We start from the raw sequence: 15180 nt of genomic DNA, 5'->3' as shown, positions 1-15180 counted from the left end.
GGAGAGAAGGCGCCGTCAGGGTTCCGTCAGCTCCACCCCATGGCGGAGGTGACGGCGGCCGCGGTCGCGCTCACGGACGCGGCGAGTTGCGTCTCAGCCGCTTCGACGCGCTCGAGGAGCCCACCCAGGCTCACGGCACCGACGGGTGCCCCCGACTCGTCGCGCAATGCGACGGCGATGGCCCCCACACCTTGCGACACGTCTCCTCGGGCAACGGCATAGCCGTGCTCGCGGGCGAAGGCAACTCGGCGCCGGACGGCGGCTTCGCGTTCCGGGTCCAGACCGGAGACGGCGGCATCGAGCGCGTCCGCGTCGAGGACGCCGAGGATCGCACTTCCGCTCGCACCGACGTGCAGGGGAACGACGGTGCCGGGAGGAGTCGAGAGATCGCGCATCGGATGCCACCCCTCGATGCGCTCCGCGCACGCAGCGGCGTTGTCCCGCAAGAGCATCAGATAGACGGTCTCCCCCGTCTGCTCGCGCAGGTGACGCAGTGCCGACCGGGCCTCTTTGCGGATGTCGAGCGAGGAGGCGACGACATCGGCCAGGCGCATGATCCGCACCCCCAGACGATAGGCCCGCGTCTGCTCGCTCTGCTCGAGCAGTCCGAGCGAGACGAGCGTTTGGGCCACGCGGTGGACGGTCGCCTTGCTCAGCCCGACTTCGGAAGCGAGGCGAGTGAGTCCCATTTCGGGACGCTCACGGGTGAAGGCGAAGAGGATCTCACCCGCACGCGTGACGCCGTTGAGGTCGGATCCGCGCTCCGGACCATCGTTTTGTCCCATGAACCGAACGGTAGGGGGCTGCGCCGACACGCGTCAAGCCAGAATCGGGATGGGGCGACGCCCGCTCCCCTCCCGACACCGTCGCTGCAGCCCCACCGAGTTCGATCAGGAACCGCTGACGCTCGCACTCCACGTGACACCGAAGCGGTCGGTGAGCATACCGAAGCCGGCACTCCACGCGGATGCGGCGAGCGGCTCGATGATCGTGGCGTCGACGGCGAGGGCGTCCCAGTGGCCCTGGAGCTCGTCGAGACTGTCCGAACCGAGCGAGACGAAGAGCGCCTGATCGGTGATCGTGGCATTGTCCTCGCGGTGGGTCGACCCGCCCCCGGCGACTCCTCCCCGGGTCTGTCCGGGGATGTCGTAGCCCATCACTCGGAAGCCGTTGTCTGCGGCGACGAGGCCGAAGACGACCTTGTCCGCACCGGGCTGTTCTGCCGGCATCCCGAGATCCGCGTACGTGTTGATGACGGCGTGCCCCCCGAAGACGGACTGGTAGAACTCGAGGGCCTGTCGCGCATCGCCGCGGAAGTTGAGGTGGGTTGTCGTCTGGATGGTCATCTCTGCTCCTTGAGAAGGTGGGGCCGATCGGCCCGCTGCATCCCACCGTTCCATCCGTATAGGTCGGTTCTTGTCCTAGACCACTTCTAGAGTGAAGGACGTGACGACGACAGCGCGATTGCTTCATCTGCTGTCGTTGCTGCAGACCCGCCGGGACTGGCCGGGATCCCTCCTGGCGACACGGCTGAACATCAGCGACCGCACCGTGCGGCGAGACATCGACCGCCTGCGGGAGATGGGGTACAACATCCGGGCGACGATGGGTCCGGACGGCGGGTACCGCCTCGACGCGGGCGCCGAGCTCCCCCCGCTGCTGTTCGATGACGACCAGACCGTCGCCGTCGCTATCGCGCTGCGAGCGGCCCCGGCAATCGGAGCGGGCATCGAAGAAGCCGCCATCCGCGCTCTCGGCACGATCCGCCAGGTGATGCCCTCGCGGCTCCGGCACCGCCTCGACGCGCTCGAGGTCACCGTCATCGGCCGCCCGGGCGAGGCGACTCCCCCTGAGGTGTCGCTCGAGGTTCTCGTGACGCTCGCGAACACGATCCGCGATCACGAGGTCGTGAGATTCGACTACGCAGACCCAGACTCTTCCGGCGCCCGAGACGAAGACCCGCCGCGCTCGCGCCGTGTCGAACCGCACCATCTGGTCACGTCGCACGGCCAGTGGTACCTCGTCGCGTGGGAGCTCGACCGCGAGGAGTGGCGCCTCTACAGAGTCGATCGCATCCATCCGCGCCTCCCCCACGGCCCCCGTTTCATTCCGCGCACGGTCCCGGGTGGCGACGTCGACGAGTTCGTCTCCGCCCGATTCAAAGGCTCTGAGGTCAATGCGTGGCCCTGCCGGGGCAGCGTCGTCCTCGACCTGCCCGCCAGCCGCGTGCGCCCGTTCACCGGCGACGGCACCGTGACGGCGATCGACGAGCACCGCTGCATCCTCGAAGCGGGTTCGTGGTCGTGGGTGTCCCTCGCCGCGGTGTTCGGCAGATTCGACGTGCCGATGGAGGTCGTCGGCCCGCCCGAGCTCGCCTCCGCGTTCGCAACCCTCGCCGAACGCTACGCGAATCCGGCGCGCTGAAGCGGTCGCGCGGGCAGGTCCGGCCGGGCGGGATGTGCGAAGGTGTGCTGAAGCGCTGAGGAGGACCATGTTCGAGATCGCCGAGAGCGTCGACATCGCCCGCCCACCTGCGACGGTGTTCGCCTTCCTCACCGACCCGGATCGCCGCGCGGAGTGGGATCGGTCGGTGCTGTCGGAGCGACTCCTGAGCGCACCGCCGGTTACGGAGGGCAGTCGCATCCGCACCCGCATGCGCGTCATGGGGCAAGAGATCGAGTTCGACTGGAATGTGACCGAATTCGTCGCTCCGCAGACGATGGCCGCGACGAGCACGTCGGGAACGATGCCGACACGACTGCGCTTCGAAATGACGCCGATCGCGATCGGATGCCGCGTGGCCGCTGTCATCCAGGCCCGCCCCGGCGGCATGCTCCGTCTGGTCGAACCTGTCGTCGCCGAGTCCGCACGGTCGACCCTCGCGGCCGGTCTGGCGCGGGCGAAGCTGCTGCTCGAGCGCGGCGAGGACTGACCGCCCCTTCGACGTGCCGATCGAGGTCGTCACACAGGGTCTACCGGGTTGATCCTCTCGACGACGAGCGGATCCTCCGCGGTCACGGGGAAATCGGGAAGCTCCTCCTGTGCAACGCCGAACGCCGCCGAGAGGACGGCGCGACTGTAGGCCGATGCGGAGGCCCGGAAGCCGACGTCGCCGGGTGTGGGCTGGTCGAAGAAGATGAGGAAGTGGATCTCGTCGTCGCCGATGTCCTCGATGTGGTGCGGGTACGCCCGCGGGATGAAGTAGACGTCGCCGGGGCCCAGCTCGTACGTATCGACGGTCCCGTCGGGATCGAGGATCGTCATTCGGGCACGTCCCTTGTGGATGTAGCCCATCTCTGCCGTGATCGGATGCCAGTGCGGCTCGCGCATCCCGTCCTCGGAGATGCGCAGCGAGTACATGGAGAGGTTCTTCAGGGCGGGCCAGAACTGCTGTCGCGCGGTGCGGGCGGAACCGACAGGGGAATCGACCGGCGCGCCCATCGCCTCGACATCGAACCGATGCGGGTCGTTTCGCTGCGCGTCGAACCCGGGCGACTCCGCCCCCTCCCGCTGGACGATGCTGCGCGGCGCGACGGAATGGGAGAAGCCCCGAAACGACGTGGATGGCAGCCCGTAGGTGTTGCCGAGCACCGCGTCGGTCATCGCCCCGAACGCGCTGCTGAGGGCGAAGTCCTCCGGCTGCTCGTGGCTGAACGCGATGATCAACTCCGCCGTGTCGTCGCCGATGTTCTCGAGGTGGTGGAGACTGCCGCTGTCGATGTGGAACATCTGCCCCGCGGAGACGACGAATGACGAGAACACCGACCCGTTGTCGAGCACCGAGACGAGCACGCGGCCCGTCACGCAGTAGGCGAGCTCGTTGGCGTTGGCATGCCAGTGGGGCTCGCGCACGGCGCGCGGCTCGAGGACGAGACGCTTGATGGACAGACGCTCGAGGATGGGGAACTGGTCGGCGGTGAGCCGCGTGATCGAGCCATTGTCGTCGGCGTGCACGACGTCGCCATGGAGGAGCGACGCGACGTGTCTCGATGGTGTGGTCATGACGGTTTCTCCTGCCCGTAGGCGACGCCGACACCGAGGTCGACCTCCCAGGATCGGGGGGTCCGGGTTCGCCTCACGCGCCCAGCGTAGAGCCATCGACATGCGCGCCACGACACCCGCGCCGCCCGGCCCACGCGAGGCGGTCGAGCACCGCCTGGGCCGTTCGGGCCGTGTCGAGCCACCCCGGAAGCCGCGCGCCGGCGACCGACGCGGCGGCTGCGAGCGCGGCCCGTCGCTGCGAGTCGCCGAGCACCGTGCGGAGAGCCTCGGCGAAGGCGACGGGATCGTCGGGTGGGACCAGGATGCCGGCGTCGGGTGGCACGGTGTCGGGCACCGCCCCTGTGCGGCACGAGACGACGGGTAGCCCCCAGGACAGGGCCTCGTCGAACACGAGCCCGTATCCCTCGTACCGCGTTGCGAGGGCGAAGACGCTCGCCGAGCGGTACAGCGCGTCTCGTTCGTGTGCCGCCACGAGGCCCGCGAGGCGGACGCGGCCCTCGAGACCGAGGTCGTCGCGCAGCGCGCGCAGATCGGCCGCGTGCGCGGCATCCCACTCCGCTCCGACGACGACCGCGGTCCACGGCAGGTCGGTCATGCGGGCCAGGGCGCGCAGCAGCACATCGTGTCCTTTGCGCGGATGCTGGATGCCGATCGACAGGATGAGGGGCGGATGCGACGGCTCGCGGAGGGCGGCGACCCTGTCGGTGCCGGGCCGCGCGACGATGACCCGGTCAGGATCGGCGTCGTACTCCTCGACGAGGATCCGAGCCGTGTGCGGGCTGGGGACGAGGATCGCCGCGGCGAGTGCGACATTCCCCCGCTCGGTGCGCAGCAGGTGCGCGCGCCGCTCCTCGGACAGCCCTTCTTCGCGGGCGAGCGGATGGTGCACCATCCCGACGAACGGGGCGCGGAGGCTCGCAAGGGTGGCCGGTTCCATCGATCCGAAGACGAAGCCGTCGAGGATGATCGGCGTCTGCGGATCGATCGCGTCGAGAACACGTGCGGCGTGCGCATGATCGGCGGGCGAGGGGTCGGGGAACGAGCCGCCGAGCCGCAGGTGCGCGGTGTCGGTACCGACGGCCCGCAGTCCCTCGAGAAGGCGCTTCTCGTACAAGTAGCCGCCCGTGACGGTGTCGAGGTCGCCCGGGATCGCGAAGACCGCGCGCCTCACGCTTGCTGCTCCGGCGCGTAGACCCGCAGCACTCGCGTCTCGATCGCGCCCACCGCGGCGTACCCGAGTGCCGACAGCGCCGTCACGAGCACCACGGCGCCCGCGAGCGTGTCGTACCCCGAGCGCGACGCGGCGAGGGCCATGAGGCTCCCTATGCCGCTTCCGGTCGCGAGCCATTCGACGACCGTCACCGCCAGCACGGCGGCCGGTACGCTCATCCGCGCTGCGGCGAAGAAGGCAGGCAGCATCGCGGGGATCCGCACGCGGACGAGCTGCGTCCGCGTCGGGGCGGCGTAGCTGCGCAGGACGTCCAGAGCGTTGCCGGGTGCTTGCCGCAGACCCTGCAGGCACGAGACCAGGGTCGGGAAGAACACCATGACGGCCACGAGCGTGATTCCCCCGACCGGTCCCCGTCCGAGCAGCAGCACGACGAGGGGCGCTGTCGTGACGATGGGCACCGCGCGCAGGGCGATGGCGATCGGCATCCCCACCGCTTCGGCGCGCGGTGCGAGGATCAGCAGGATCGCCAGACCCGCGCCTGCGGCGAGTCCCGCGAGATAGCCGGGGATCGCCAGCGCCGCCGTCTCTGCGAGCGCACCGAGGAGCTCGTCACGCACAGCCCCGCCGTCGTCGACTCCCGCCAGGATGCGGATGACGTCGACCGGCGTGCGGGCGAAGAACGGATTGAGACCTGTGACGATGATGCCGCCCCACCAGAGCACGACGATCACGACGATGAACCAGAGCGTTGTGCTCAGCGCGCTGCGCAGGCGGTTCCGCCGGGAGGCCGGCGGGCGGGCGTGGGCGAGGATGATCGGCGGCTCTTCGGTCGTCACTCGTCGACCGATCGCGCCGATGACGGCGTAGGCCACGACCGACACGATCGTCGCGACGGTCGCGAGGGCCCACGTGAGCTCGATGTCGAGGTCGCGCGAGGCGCGGATCGTGAGGACCCCCAGCCCGCTCTCCGCGCCGGTGAACTCCCCCACCATCGCGCCGAGGAACGCGGCGGGAGCGGCGATCTGCAGTCCCGCGACCAGGTACGGGACGCTCGCCCTCGCCCTCACGTAGCGCAGGGCCGCCGCTTCACCGCGCCCGTAGCTGTGGACCAGGTCGAACCACCCGGCAGGCACCGCGCGCAGGCCCACCAGCACCGGGATCATCGTCGTGTAGTAGACCGCGAGGGCGGCGAGCGCGATCGCGGGGCCGTCGCCGGGGCCGAGCAGGACCCGCAGCACCGGCCCGGTCGCCACGAGCGGCAGGCAGAACACCACGAGCGCGACGACGGTGACCACGCGCTCTGCCCGCGGCACCAGCACCGCCAGAGCAGCCAACGCCACCGCCGCGAGATTCCCGATCACGAAGCCCGCCAGGGCAGCCTGCCCGGTCGCGGCGAGGGCACGGCCGAGCAGAGCCGCGTTGTCGACGATCGCCACGACGACCTCGCTCGGTGCGGCCAGGACGTACGCGCCCGTCAGGAGTCGTGCAGCGAGCTCCCACACCGCGATCAGCGCGACGAGGGCGAGGGCGATCTCGAATCGCCGCCGGGGAACCGTGGCCCGGGGGGCGGTCGGGGCGAGCGTCTGCGTCATGCCGGCGTGCTCGACGACGCAGCATCCGGTGCGTCGTCCCGGTGCGCGCGACCGGATGCCGTCGCCCGCCGCGACCGCGACCGCTCGAGCGCCGTCGTCACTTCGTCGACGATCGCGCGGAAGGCGTCCGACCGCGCGACGGCGTGTGGGCGCGGCTGCGGAAGGTCGACGGCGATGTCGGCGACGATACGCGCCGGCCGGGGGCTCAGCACGAGGATGCGATCAGCCAGACGCACGGCTTCGGTGATGGAATGCGTCACGAGGAGCGTCGTCGTCCCACGCTCACGCCACAGGGGCGGGAGTTCCTCCACGAGGTCCTGACGGGTCAGCTCGTCGACGGCACCGAAGGGCTCGTCCAACAGGAGGAGACGCGGCCGGGTCACGAGGGCGCGCGCGATCGCCGCGCGCTGGCGCATCCCGCCCGACAGCGCGGCCGGACGAGCGTCGCCGAATCCGCCGAGCCCGACGAGGTCGACGAGTTCATCGATCCTCACCGTGTCGATCGGCGCGCGGGCCAGCGACAGCGCGAGTGCGATGTTCTTCCGCACCGTCCGCCAGGGAAGCAACGACGGATCCTGGAAGGCGATCGCGAGCTCGCCTCGGGCCGCAACGGTCGCCGGTGCCGCGCCGCCGATCGTCACGGTGCCGCCTGACGGCTGCTCGAGGCCGGCGATCATGCGAAGCAACGTCGACTTGCCGCATCCTGACGGACCGACGAGGGCAGTCGTCCGACCGGCTTCGAAGACGGCGTCCAGCGGCGAGAGCGCCTCCGTGCCGTCCGGGTATGTCTTGGCCGCGGCGACGACCTCGACCCCGGGTGGACCGACGCCGGGATCGGCGTCGTCAGCCGCCATGGATCTGTTCCAGGATCGACCGATCCCACAGGTCGGCGTCGACGGTCTGGCCGAGCAGCGCGAGCGTCTCGATGTTCTGCTGGACGGACTCGTCGGTCCACCAGCCGAATCCGTTCTCATCGGTCACCGCCGAGAACATCAGCGGCACCTGGCGCTCAGCCTTGAGCGTCTCGGTCTCGAGGTCGAGTCCGGCATCCGGGAACATGTCGATCGTGAGCTGCGCGGCCGCGGCGGTGTCCTCGCGGTACGCCTCCCACCCCCGCACTTCGCCGGCCATGAGGGCGATGAGGTCGTCGCGTCGATTCGCGAGGCTGTCCTCGGTGGCGATGTACGTCTGCGAGTGCACCGAGTAGCCGTAATCGGCCATGAGCATCGTGACGCTGTCGACGCCCTGCGTGGCCATCGCGACCGGAAGGTCGGTCTCCCAGCAGAGCAGGCAGTCGACCTCGCCCGCGAGAAGCGGCTGCGCCGAATACTGCGTCGGGATGATCTCGATCGCCTCGATGTCGACGCCGTTGAGTGTGCACAGGGTCTCGAGCACCGGGGTGTTCGCGACGGCCATCCCGATCTTCATCCCCTCCATGTCACCGGGGGCGTTGACCGGTCGGTCGGGGAGCGACGCGATCACGAAGGGATTCTTCTGCATCGCCACGCCGAGGATCTTGAAAGGCGCTCCTTCGGCCACGGCGGCCGCCGTGTAGTCGGCAGCCGAGATGCCGATGAGTGCCGCACCCGAGACGACCGGCGGTTCGACCGGCGCGTTCGGCCCGCCCTGCAGGAGCTCGACGTTGAGACCCTCAGCGCTCCACCACCCGCGGTCGAGGGCGATGTAGCTTCCGGCGAACTGTGCCGAGTGCAGCCAGGACAGCTGGAGGGCGACGTCGCGCGGCGCGGCCCGGCCGCCCGACGGCGACGGGGAAGGCGTGCTGCACGCGGCTGCCGCGAGGCCGACCGCTCCGATGAGGCCCGCGCCGAGCAGCGCGCGGCGGGTGAAGGTGGGAGGGATGGTCATGACGGCTCCTCTGCCGGGGCGATGAGTGAAGGATGCGATGACTCTCGTGCAGTCGAGCCTGCCACGGCGCCGCGGGAGGGGGAATGTCTCGACGACCAGACGGCGGCGAAACCCGGCAGCGCGGACGTAAGCGCGCAGACGCCGAACGCCACACTCGCCGCCAGCGACTGCGCGCCGCTCAGGCCCGCGATCGGCAGCAGGGCCACCGCGGCCCCCTCCCGCACACCCCATCCGCCGATCGACACCGGCAGCAGCATCGCGAACAGCACGACGGGGACGACAGCGGCGACGGCGAGTGGCGACATGGGCGCACCGACGGCCAGCGCGCAGCACGCGAACGCCGAGAGCAGGCTGACAGTGGTGCCTGCGCTGAGGAGCACCTGGCGCATCGCCACCCCCGGCGCCGCGACCGAGGTGCGGATGCCCGCGAACACCCGCGTGAGCCTCCCCCGTGTGTCCGGGGACGATCGGCGTGCCGCGACGGCGGCGACGAGGGTGACGGTCCAGGCGATCGACAACGCGACGGCGAGGCCGATCTCGACCCCCGGCGGCCAGGTGATGCTGCTCGGCAGGGCGAGCGTCATGACGAACGCGACACTCAGCACGACGAGCAGGGCGAGCTGCCCGATCGCCCGCTCGAGCACGACGGCGCCCGCGGCGCGGCCGAGTCCGGCGTGGTGGCGCGAACGCGCGGCGCGGCCCGCATCGCCGAGGACTCCGCCGGGAAGGGCCGTGTTGGCCAGCTGTGCGAGGAAGTACTCCGCGACGGCGCGTCTGCGGGTGAGGTCGATGCCGAGCGGCGCCGCCGTCACCCGCCAGCGCAGCGCGCCGAAGACCGTGTGCAGGATGAGGAGCGCCACCGCCAGGACGAGCAAGGCGGGATTCGCCGCAACGAGGATGCTCACGGCATCCGCCCCGTCGGCCAGGCGCCAGACGAGGAGGAGGAGCCCCGCCGTCACCGCGATCTGCACCACCCGCAGGACGACCGCGCGGGAGCGACGTGCGGGGTTCATGACGCCGATTGCCGACGGCCTCGGTGGAGCGCGACCGTGTCGATGCCGAATGACCACGCCAGCGCGCCCGCGGTGACGATCACGATGGCGAGCGCCACCGGCATCCCGAGGAACGGAAGCTGCAGCGCGATGAGGGCGACGAGCTGCACGACGCACACGACCTTGCGGCTGAAGCGCGGTGCGAGCTCGCCGTTCAGCCACGGCAGAGCGACGGCGGCGAGGCCGTACAGGTAACGCGGCAGCCCCAGCAGGATCGCGATCGGGCCCGCCGGGCCGGTCGCCGCGAGCAGAGACAGCACGAGGGCGAAGGCCGAGTCGACCTCCATGTCGAAGGATGCCCCGAACCGTGATGCGAGACCCTGCTTGCGGGCGGCGTACCCGTCCACGCCGTCGAGGCTGAGCGCGACGACACCGAGGGCGATCACGAACCACGGCTCTGCGCCCCCGGCGATCAGGATGCCGAGCAGCACCGTCACCATCGACAGCCGCGCAAGCGTGATGACGTTGGCCAGGCCCAGTCGAGCGTGCGGGTGGCTTCTGCGGAGGAACACCGCGGCGGCCGACAACGCGACGACGAAGGCTCCCGCACAGGTGATCAGGGCGGGTGTCGGGAGTCCCAGAGCGAGGCAGACGCCAAGGCAGGCTGCGAGGTTCAGAACGCCGACCCCGAGGAACACCCGAACGACACCGCGGCCGCCCGCGGTCACCTCGACCGCAGAGACGCCGCCCTGCGAGGATGCTGCCGTCATGTGAGGACGCTAACAGCGGCGCACCCGCGATGGGCCGGAATCCCGGCGTTTTGGTAGGGGGGTTGACACTCCACGCTCGGTCCGGCTTGGTCGCGGACGCATCCCCACGGCCCGACACCGCGACGCGCAACGACAGATTCTCGGAAAAGGCCCGGTCGGACGAACGTACCGACCGGGCCTTCACCTACCTTGGTGAGGCTCTCTCAGTCCTCGACGACGCGAACGACGACCTCGATGTTGCCCCGCGTCGCGTTCGAATACGGGCAGATCAGATGCGCGGCATCCGCGAGCGCCTGCGCCTGCTCGGCGGGAACATCGGGGATGACCACCTCGAGTTCGACGGCCAGCCCGAACCCACCCTCACCGTTCGAGCCGATGCCGACGCGCGCGCCCACGCTCGTGTCGTGCAGAGCCACCTTCTCACGGCGGGCCACGCTCAGAAGAGCGCTGTGGAAGCAGGCCGCATACCCCGCGGCGAACAGCAGTTCGGGGTTGAGGGCATCACCCGAACCACCCATCTCTTTCGGCACGCGAACGTCGGCAGCAAGCATCCCGTCGATCGTCGCCACGTGGCCATTGCGGCCATCTCCAGTGGCAAGAGCCTCGGCGGTGTAGAGAATTTCCATGGTGAACTTCCTTCTGTCGTGCGGATCGGGGGAATTCGGATGCCGGGGGCCGGGTCAGGCGGACGCGGATTTCAGCGACGCATCCAACGCATCGGTGTAGGCGTGCAGCTCGGCCAGCAGGGCACGGGCGTTCGATGCCGAGAGGGCACTGCAACGCACCAACTCGCCAGCGACGTGCGCCAATTCGGCGCGCAGACGCCGTCCCCGCTCGGTCAGGCGCACCGACACGACTCGCGCATCTTCGCTCACCCGCTCACGCACGACATGACCGGCCTTCTCGAGTCGCGAGAGGAGCGGCGAGAGCGTGCCCGAGTCCAGCGCCAGGTCATCGCCGAGCTCACCGACCGTCCGGGGGTCGCGCTCCCACAGCTCCACGAGCACGAGGTACTGCGGGTACGTCAGGCCCCATGGCGCGAGGATTCGTCGATAGGCCTGCGTCGTCGCGCGGCTCGCGGCGTAGAGCGAGAAGCAGACCATCTCATCGATCGCGCGGACGTTCCCGCTTCGTGTTGTCGCCACGGAATTAGTGTTGCACGCAATTTAATTGTGCACAACCCACCCGCGATCGTTCCCGGCGCAGCGGACAGCGGAACTCAAATCACGAAAAGATAACGCTCACCTCTTCCCTTTCGTTACCTTGTCGTTATAGAGTTCAGGAACGGTAGTTGTTTTGCTGTGGCAGCTACCGGCATGTGATTGCAGGACACTCTTGGTGCAAGGGACAAGGGCCGGTCGGGAGCCTCTCCGACCGGCCCTTACTCTGTGCCGAGCGCCTGCCCACGGTGCGGGAGTTCATCGGTTCCTCCCCAGGCGAGAGCGCGGAAGGGTTATCCACAATAGGTCCCTGACCTGGGTTTTGTGTCGGTTGGAATGTCGGAACCCCTGGGCAGACTGGGGACATGACAGAACGAGCGGATGCCCTCCTGCGGCGGCTCCCCGAGATCGAGCGGCATCTCGCTGATCTGCTGTCACCTGCGCTCGCGAACGACGACGCGCGAGCGATGACGGACGCCCAGCTCGTGGAGTTCGTGCGTCTCGTCGAGTCGCTCGGCCGACGTGTCGACGCCGCACGGCTCATCGTCGCGAGCGAGGTCGACGACCGTTGCCGACCCGAGCGCGGAGCCGCGAGGCTGTGCGAACGAATGGGATGCGGGTCCGCAGTCGAGTTGCTCACGAGCCTCACCGGCATCCGAACGACGACGGCGCGTCACCGCACGCGAGCAGCCCGGCCGATCGCGTCGACGACCTCGCTCACGGGCGACGTCGTTCCGGCGCCGTTCCCCCGCCTGCGAGCGGCACTCGACGACGGGCTCGTCGGGCTCGACACGGTCGCGGTCATCACGACGACACTCGGGCCGATCGTTGAGCGCTGCCACCCCGCGGGATTGGCAGCCGCAGAGGAGGCCCTGGTCGCCGATGCGGTCGGCACCCCCGACACGGCTGGACTCGACGCCGAGTCGACGCTGGTCCAGGCGCGCGTCTGGTCGCTCGCGCTCGATCCCGATGGAGTACTGCCCGAGTACGAACGTGCCGAACGACGCCGGGGGCTCGTGCTCGGGCGCGTGCGCGACGGGCTCGTGCCGCTCCGCGGCGAGCTCCTCCCCGACGTCGCCGCTCAGCTTCAGCAGCTGATCCATGCTCATCTGTCTCCGCGGGTCGCCGACCGGACGAGCGATGCCACGAGGGGGCCGGTCTTCGTCGATTCGGAGGCGATGTCGTCCGACGATGCCGAGCCGAGCCATGATCTGCGTACGCGTTCCCAGAAGCAGCACGACGTGCTCGCGAGCGTGCTCGCCGTCGCAGCCCGCGCCGCCGAGACGCCGACGTTGGGCGGAGCCGCCCCGACGCTGCTCGTGACCATCAGCGCCGAAGACCTCGAGACGCAATCAGGCGTTGCCTTCATCGACGGCACCGACCAGCCGCTGCCCGCCCGGGTCGCCCGCCAGATCGCCTGCGCGGGCGGTACGCAGCACGCCGTGTACGACGAAACCGGGCGGATCATCTCGCTCGGATCACCCCATCGGGTGTTCACCGCCCACCAACGGAGGGCGATCATGGCGCGGGACGGAGGGTGTGTCATCCCGGGATGCCACGTCCCCGCGTTCTGGTGCGAGGTCCATCATGCCCTCGAGCATTCGAGAGGCGGTCCGACTCATACCGACAACGGCATGCTCCTCTGTTGGCATCATCACCGCACGTTGGAGACGAGTGGATGGGCGGTACGTATGACGGACGGCGTGCCTGAAGTGCGAGCGCCTTCGCACATCGACCGCTCCGGCGCATGGCTACGCGCCCGCGGGTCTGCTCACCTGCAGCGCGAGCGGACCAGACGACGGCGCGACGGGTGCGGGTCAGACGCCCCCGCCTCCGCCGCCACCTCCGCCGCCACCGGCCGACCCGCCACCGCTCGAACCGCCTGACGTGGACGACGAGGAAGACGTCGATGCCGAGAGGGTCGAGATGCCTGCGGCGAAGGACGACGCGGTGAACCCGCTCGTTCCGCTGTACCAGCCCGGCGAGTCCGAGCCGTACAGTACCGCGAGCTGCTCCGCCCACTCCTTCTCCTGGCCGAACACGACCGCGTACGGCAACAGCGACTCGTACAGTCGCAGCATCTCGCGCGTATCGCCCGTATCGACCGGCACGCGCTCGGCCCCGAGGGGCGACTGGAGCATCCGTATGCGGTCGGCTTCGGCCCACTCGATGAAGATCTTCAGACCTGCGAGGTGGTCGCGAGTCTCGGCACCGCGTGACGTCAGCGGTCGCCTCGACACGAGCCCGATCGCCGTGATCGCCACGAGCAGCCCCGCCACCATGACGATGATCGGAACCGCTGCGTGAACGCCGGCACTCAGCGCCGCGAGCCCGAGCGGGAAGGCCGCACCGCCCGCGAGGACCGCCGCGAGGATCGGCCACACGCGAACACGCCCGGAGACGGGCCGGCGCATCCCCCGGCGATCGAGTTCCGCGTTCGCCGCCTTGAGGATCTTCTGCGCCGCTGTCGAGAACCGAGTGTCGGTGCGACCGAACTCGAACTGCTCCCCCGGCCGCCCCTCGGGAAAGAGCCCCTCGAGCAGCATTCGCCCGTCGCCGTCGGCGCGAGACGGATCGACGAGCTCGGCCATCAGCGGAGCGCGCGAACTCCACCGTCCGGGGGTTCCCTCGAGAATCCGGATGCTGCCGACGACGGCCTGCTCGAGGACTTCCGCGGGGATGGCCTTCGTCACGAGCCCGAGCAGCACGGCGCTCTCGAGGGCATCCACTTCCCGCGGAGGGGTGTACTCCGCGATGATCGTCGGACGTCCCGGATCGTCGCGCAGATATCGGCGACGCACCACGATCGCGCTGACGAGCGCCCCGATCGCGCCGACGCCCGCGACGGCCTGGAGCCATCCCCACGGCGACGCGAAGTACGACGAGTCGAACGGCGTGAAGGTGCCCGCCGCGAAGGCGACCGCGACCGTCATCGTCTCGTACGGGGCGAGCGGACCCGTCGTCGCGACGACCGCTCCGGAATCCTCCTGGATCTCGCACGTGTCCGTCGCGCCCTGCGATCCGACATAGCAGGATGCTGCACCCGTCAGCGCGTCCGCGAGGGCGTCATCGACCTCCAGCCGCATCGATGTGCGGCCGAACGGCTGCCGCCAATCGGTGCCCGTGACGTCCCAGTAGAACTCGTCGACGCCCGTGTCGGCGAAGTACCGCGTCACGTTGTGGAGGGTGTACTCGAAGACGTAGGTCTGCCGCCCGTGCACAAAGTCATCCGCGCGCGACGTCATCGAGAACATCCCCTCGTCGGAATCGGTCCCGGAGGCCCGCTCCTCACCCGCTCCATCCGTGATCGAGAGAAGTTCGGGATGCAGCGGCGCGCCCTGGTAGAAGTCCGGGATGACGCGTCGCATCCCGCGGTTCTGGTCGTACTCGGGGAAGACGGCAACGAACGTCTCCCGCACGTGGAGTGTGCTCGTGCCGTCCTCCGCTCTCGACAGCTCGTACTCGACGTCGAGGCTCTCGAACGTGAAATCGTCCACATCGGCAGATGCCGACGCCGCACTCGCGCCGATCGTGGGCCCGAAGAGAAGGATCGCGAAGACGGAGAGGAGCACCGCGACGAGTCGAACCGTGAGCGCTCTCGTGCCACAGACCATGCGAACAGCCTAG

General features: G+C 69.7%; 15 protein-coding genes. 3 read left to right on the top strand and 12 right to left on the bottom strand.

The features are described from left to right. Nucleotides 1-26: 26 nt before the first annotated feature. Nucleotides 27-785 (bottom strand): IclR family transcriptional regulator, encoded by a 759-nt coding sequence (locus FBY39_RS06725; protein WP_141931287.1) that lies wholly within the window; start codon nt 783-785, stop codon nt 27-29. Between the two features lie 105 nt (nt 786-890). After that, a complete protein-coding gene (locus tag FBY39_RS06720; protein ID WP_141931285.1) occupies nt 891-1346 on the bottom strand; it encodes a VOC family protein in 456 nt (151 codons plus the stop codon). A gap of 100 nt (nt 1347-1446) precedes the next feature. Between FBY39_RS06720 and FBY39_RS06715 the strand changes: the two genes are divergently transcribed. Beyond that, nucleotides 1447-2424, top strand: coding sequence for a YafY family protein (locus FBY39_RS06715; RefSeq protein ID WP_141931283.1), 978 nt, complete (start codon nt 1447-1449; stop codon nt 2422-2424). A 67-nt stretch (nt 2425-2491) separates the two neighbouring features. Then, nucleotides 2492-2932: an SRPBCC family protein gene (locus FBY39_RS06710; RefSeq protein WP_141931281.1), complete on the top strand. Its 441-nt coding sequence runs from the start codon at nt 2492-2494 to the stop codon at nt 2930-2932. 29 nt (nt 2933-2961) lie between these two features. Here the strand turns inward: FBY39_RS06710 and FBY39_RS06705 are convergent, their stop codons facing one another. The 9 genes from FBY39_RS06705 to FBY39_RS06665 form a co-directional block, all read right to left on the bottom strand. After that, nucleotides 2962-4002, bottom strand: coding sequence for a cupin domain-containing protein (locus tag FBY39_RS06705; protein WP_141931279.1), 1041 nt, complete (start codon nt 4000-4002; stop codon nt 2962-2964). Between the two features lie 73 nt (nt 4003-4075). Continuing rightward, nucleotides 4076-5173 carry a glycosyltransferase family 4 protein gene (locus FBY39_RS06700; protein ID WP_186337032.1) on the bottom strand — a complete coding sequence of 366 codons (1098 nt, stop codon included), beginning with the start codon at nt 5171-5173 and terminating at the stop codon, nt 4076-4078. Beyond that, nucleotides 5170-6765, bottom strand: coding sequence for an ABC transporter permease (locus tag FBY39_RS06695; RefSeq protein ID WP_141931275.1), 1596 nt, complete (start codon nt 6763-6765; stop codon nt 5170-5172). The genes FBY39_RS06700 and FBY39_RS06695 overlap by 4 nt, the downstream gene beginning before the upstream one ends. Further along, nucleotides 6762-7619, bottom strand: coding sequence for an ABC transporter ATP-binding protein (locus tag FBY39_RS06690; RefSeq protein WP_141931273.1), 858 nt, complete (start codon nt 7617-7619; stop codon nt 6762-6764). The genes FBY39_RS06695 and FBY39_RS06690 overlap by 4 nt, the downstream gene beginning before the upstream one ends. Continuing rightward, entirely contained in the window at nt 7609-8631 is a 1023-nt protein-coding gene (locus FBY39_RS06685) for an ABC transporter substrate-binding protein (RefSeq protein ID WP_141931271.1), read from the bottom strand. The genes FBY39_RS06690 and FBY39_RS06685 overlap by 11 nt, the downstream gene beginning before the upstream one ends. Continuing rightward, a complete protein-coding gene (locus FBY39_RS06680; protein ID WP_141931269.1) occupies nt 8628-9644 on the bottom strand; it encodes a lysylphosphatidylglycerol synthase transmembrane domain-containing protein in 1017 nt (338 codons plus the stop codon). Before FBY39_RS06680 ends, FBY39_RS06685 begins: the two co-directional genes overlap by 4 nt. Continuing rightward, the gene (locus FBY39_RS06675) at nt 9641-10393 is read right to left on the bottom strand and encodes a CDP-alcohol phosphatidyltransferase family protein (protein ID WP_141931267.1); all 753 of its coding nucleotides are present in this window, start codon (nt 10391-10393) and stop codon (nt 9641-9643) included. The genes FBY39_RS06680 and FBY39_RS06675 overlap by 4 nt, the downstream gene beginning before the upstream one ends. A gap of 203 nt (nt 10394-10596) precedes the next feature. Continuing rightward, nucleotides 10597-11019, bottom strand: coding sequence for an organic hydroperoxide resistance protein (locus FBY39_RS06670; protein ID WP_141931265.1), 423 nt, complete (start codon nt 11017-11019; stop codon nt 10597-10599). A 54-nt stretch (nt 11020-11073) separates the two neighbouring features. After that, complete coding sequence (locus FBY39_RS06665) at nt 11074-11538, bottom strand: MarR family winged helix-turn-helix transcriptional regulator (RefSeq protein ID WP_396652254.1); 465 nt, start codon at nt 11536-11538, stop codon at nt 11074-11076. 380 nt (nt 11539-11918) lie between these two features. Here FBY39_RS06665 and FBY39_RS06660 point away from each other — a divergent pair, with 380 nt between their 5' ends. Next, nucleotides 11919-13439 carry an HNH endonuclease signature motif containing protein gene (locus FBY39_RS06660; protein WP_141931263.1) on the top strand — a complete coding sequence of 507 codons (1521 nt, stop codon included), beginning with the start codon at nt 11919-11921 and terminating at the stop codon, nt 13437-13439. On the opposite strand, the gene FBY39_RS06655 is transcribed toward FBY39_RS06660, so the two are convergent. After that, entirely contained in the window at nt 13371-15167 is a 1797-nt protein-coding gene (locus FBY39_RS06655) for a DUF2207 domain-containing protein (RefSeq protein WP_141931260.1), read from the bottom strand. The two genes, FBY39_RS06660 and FBY39_RS06655, sit on opposite strands and share 69 nt — an antisense overlap. Between the last annotated feature and the right edge of the window lie 13 nt (nt 15168-15180).

Source organism: Microbacterium sp. SLBN-146 (assembly GCF_006715145.1).
Taxonomy (GTDB): domain Bacteria; phylum Actinomycetota; class Actinomycetes; order Actinomycetales; family Microbacteriaceae; genus Microbacterium.
Note: the sequence above shows the minus strand (reverse complement) of the source record. Positions and strands in the feature narration are given on the sequence as shown.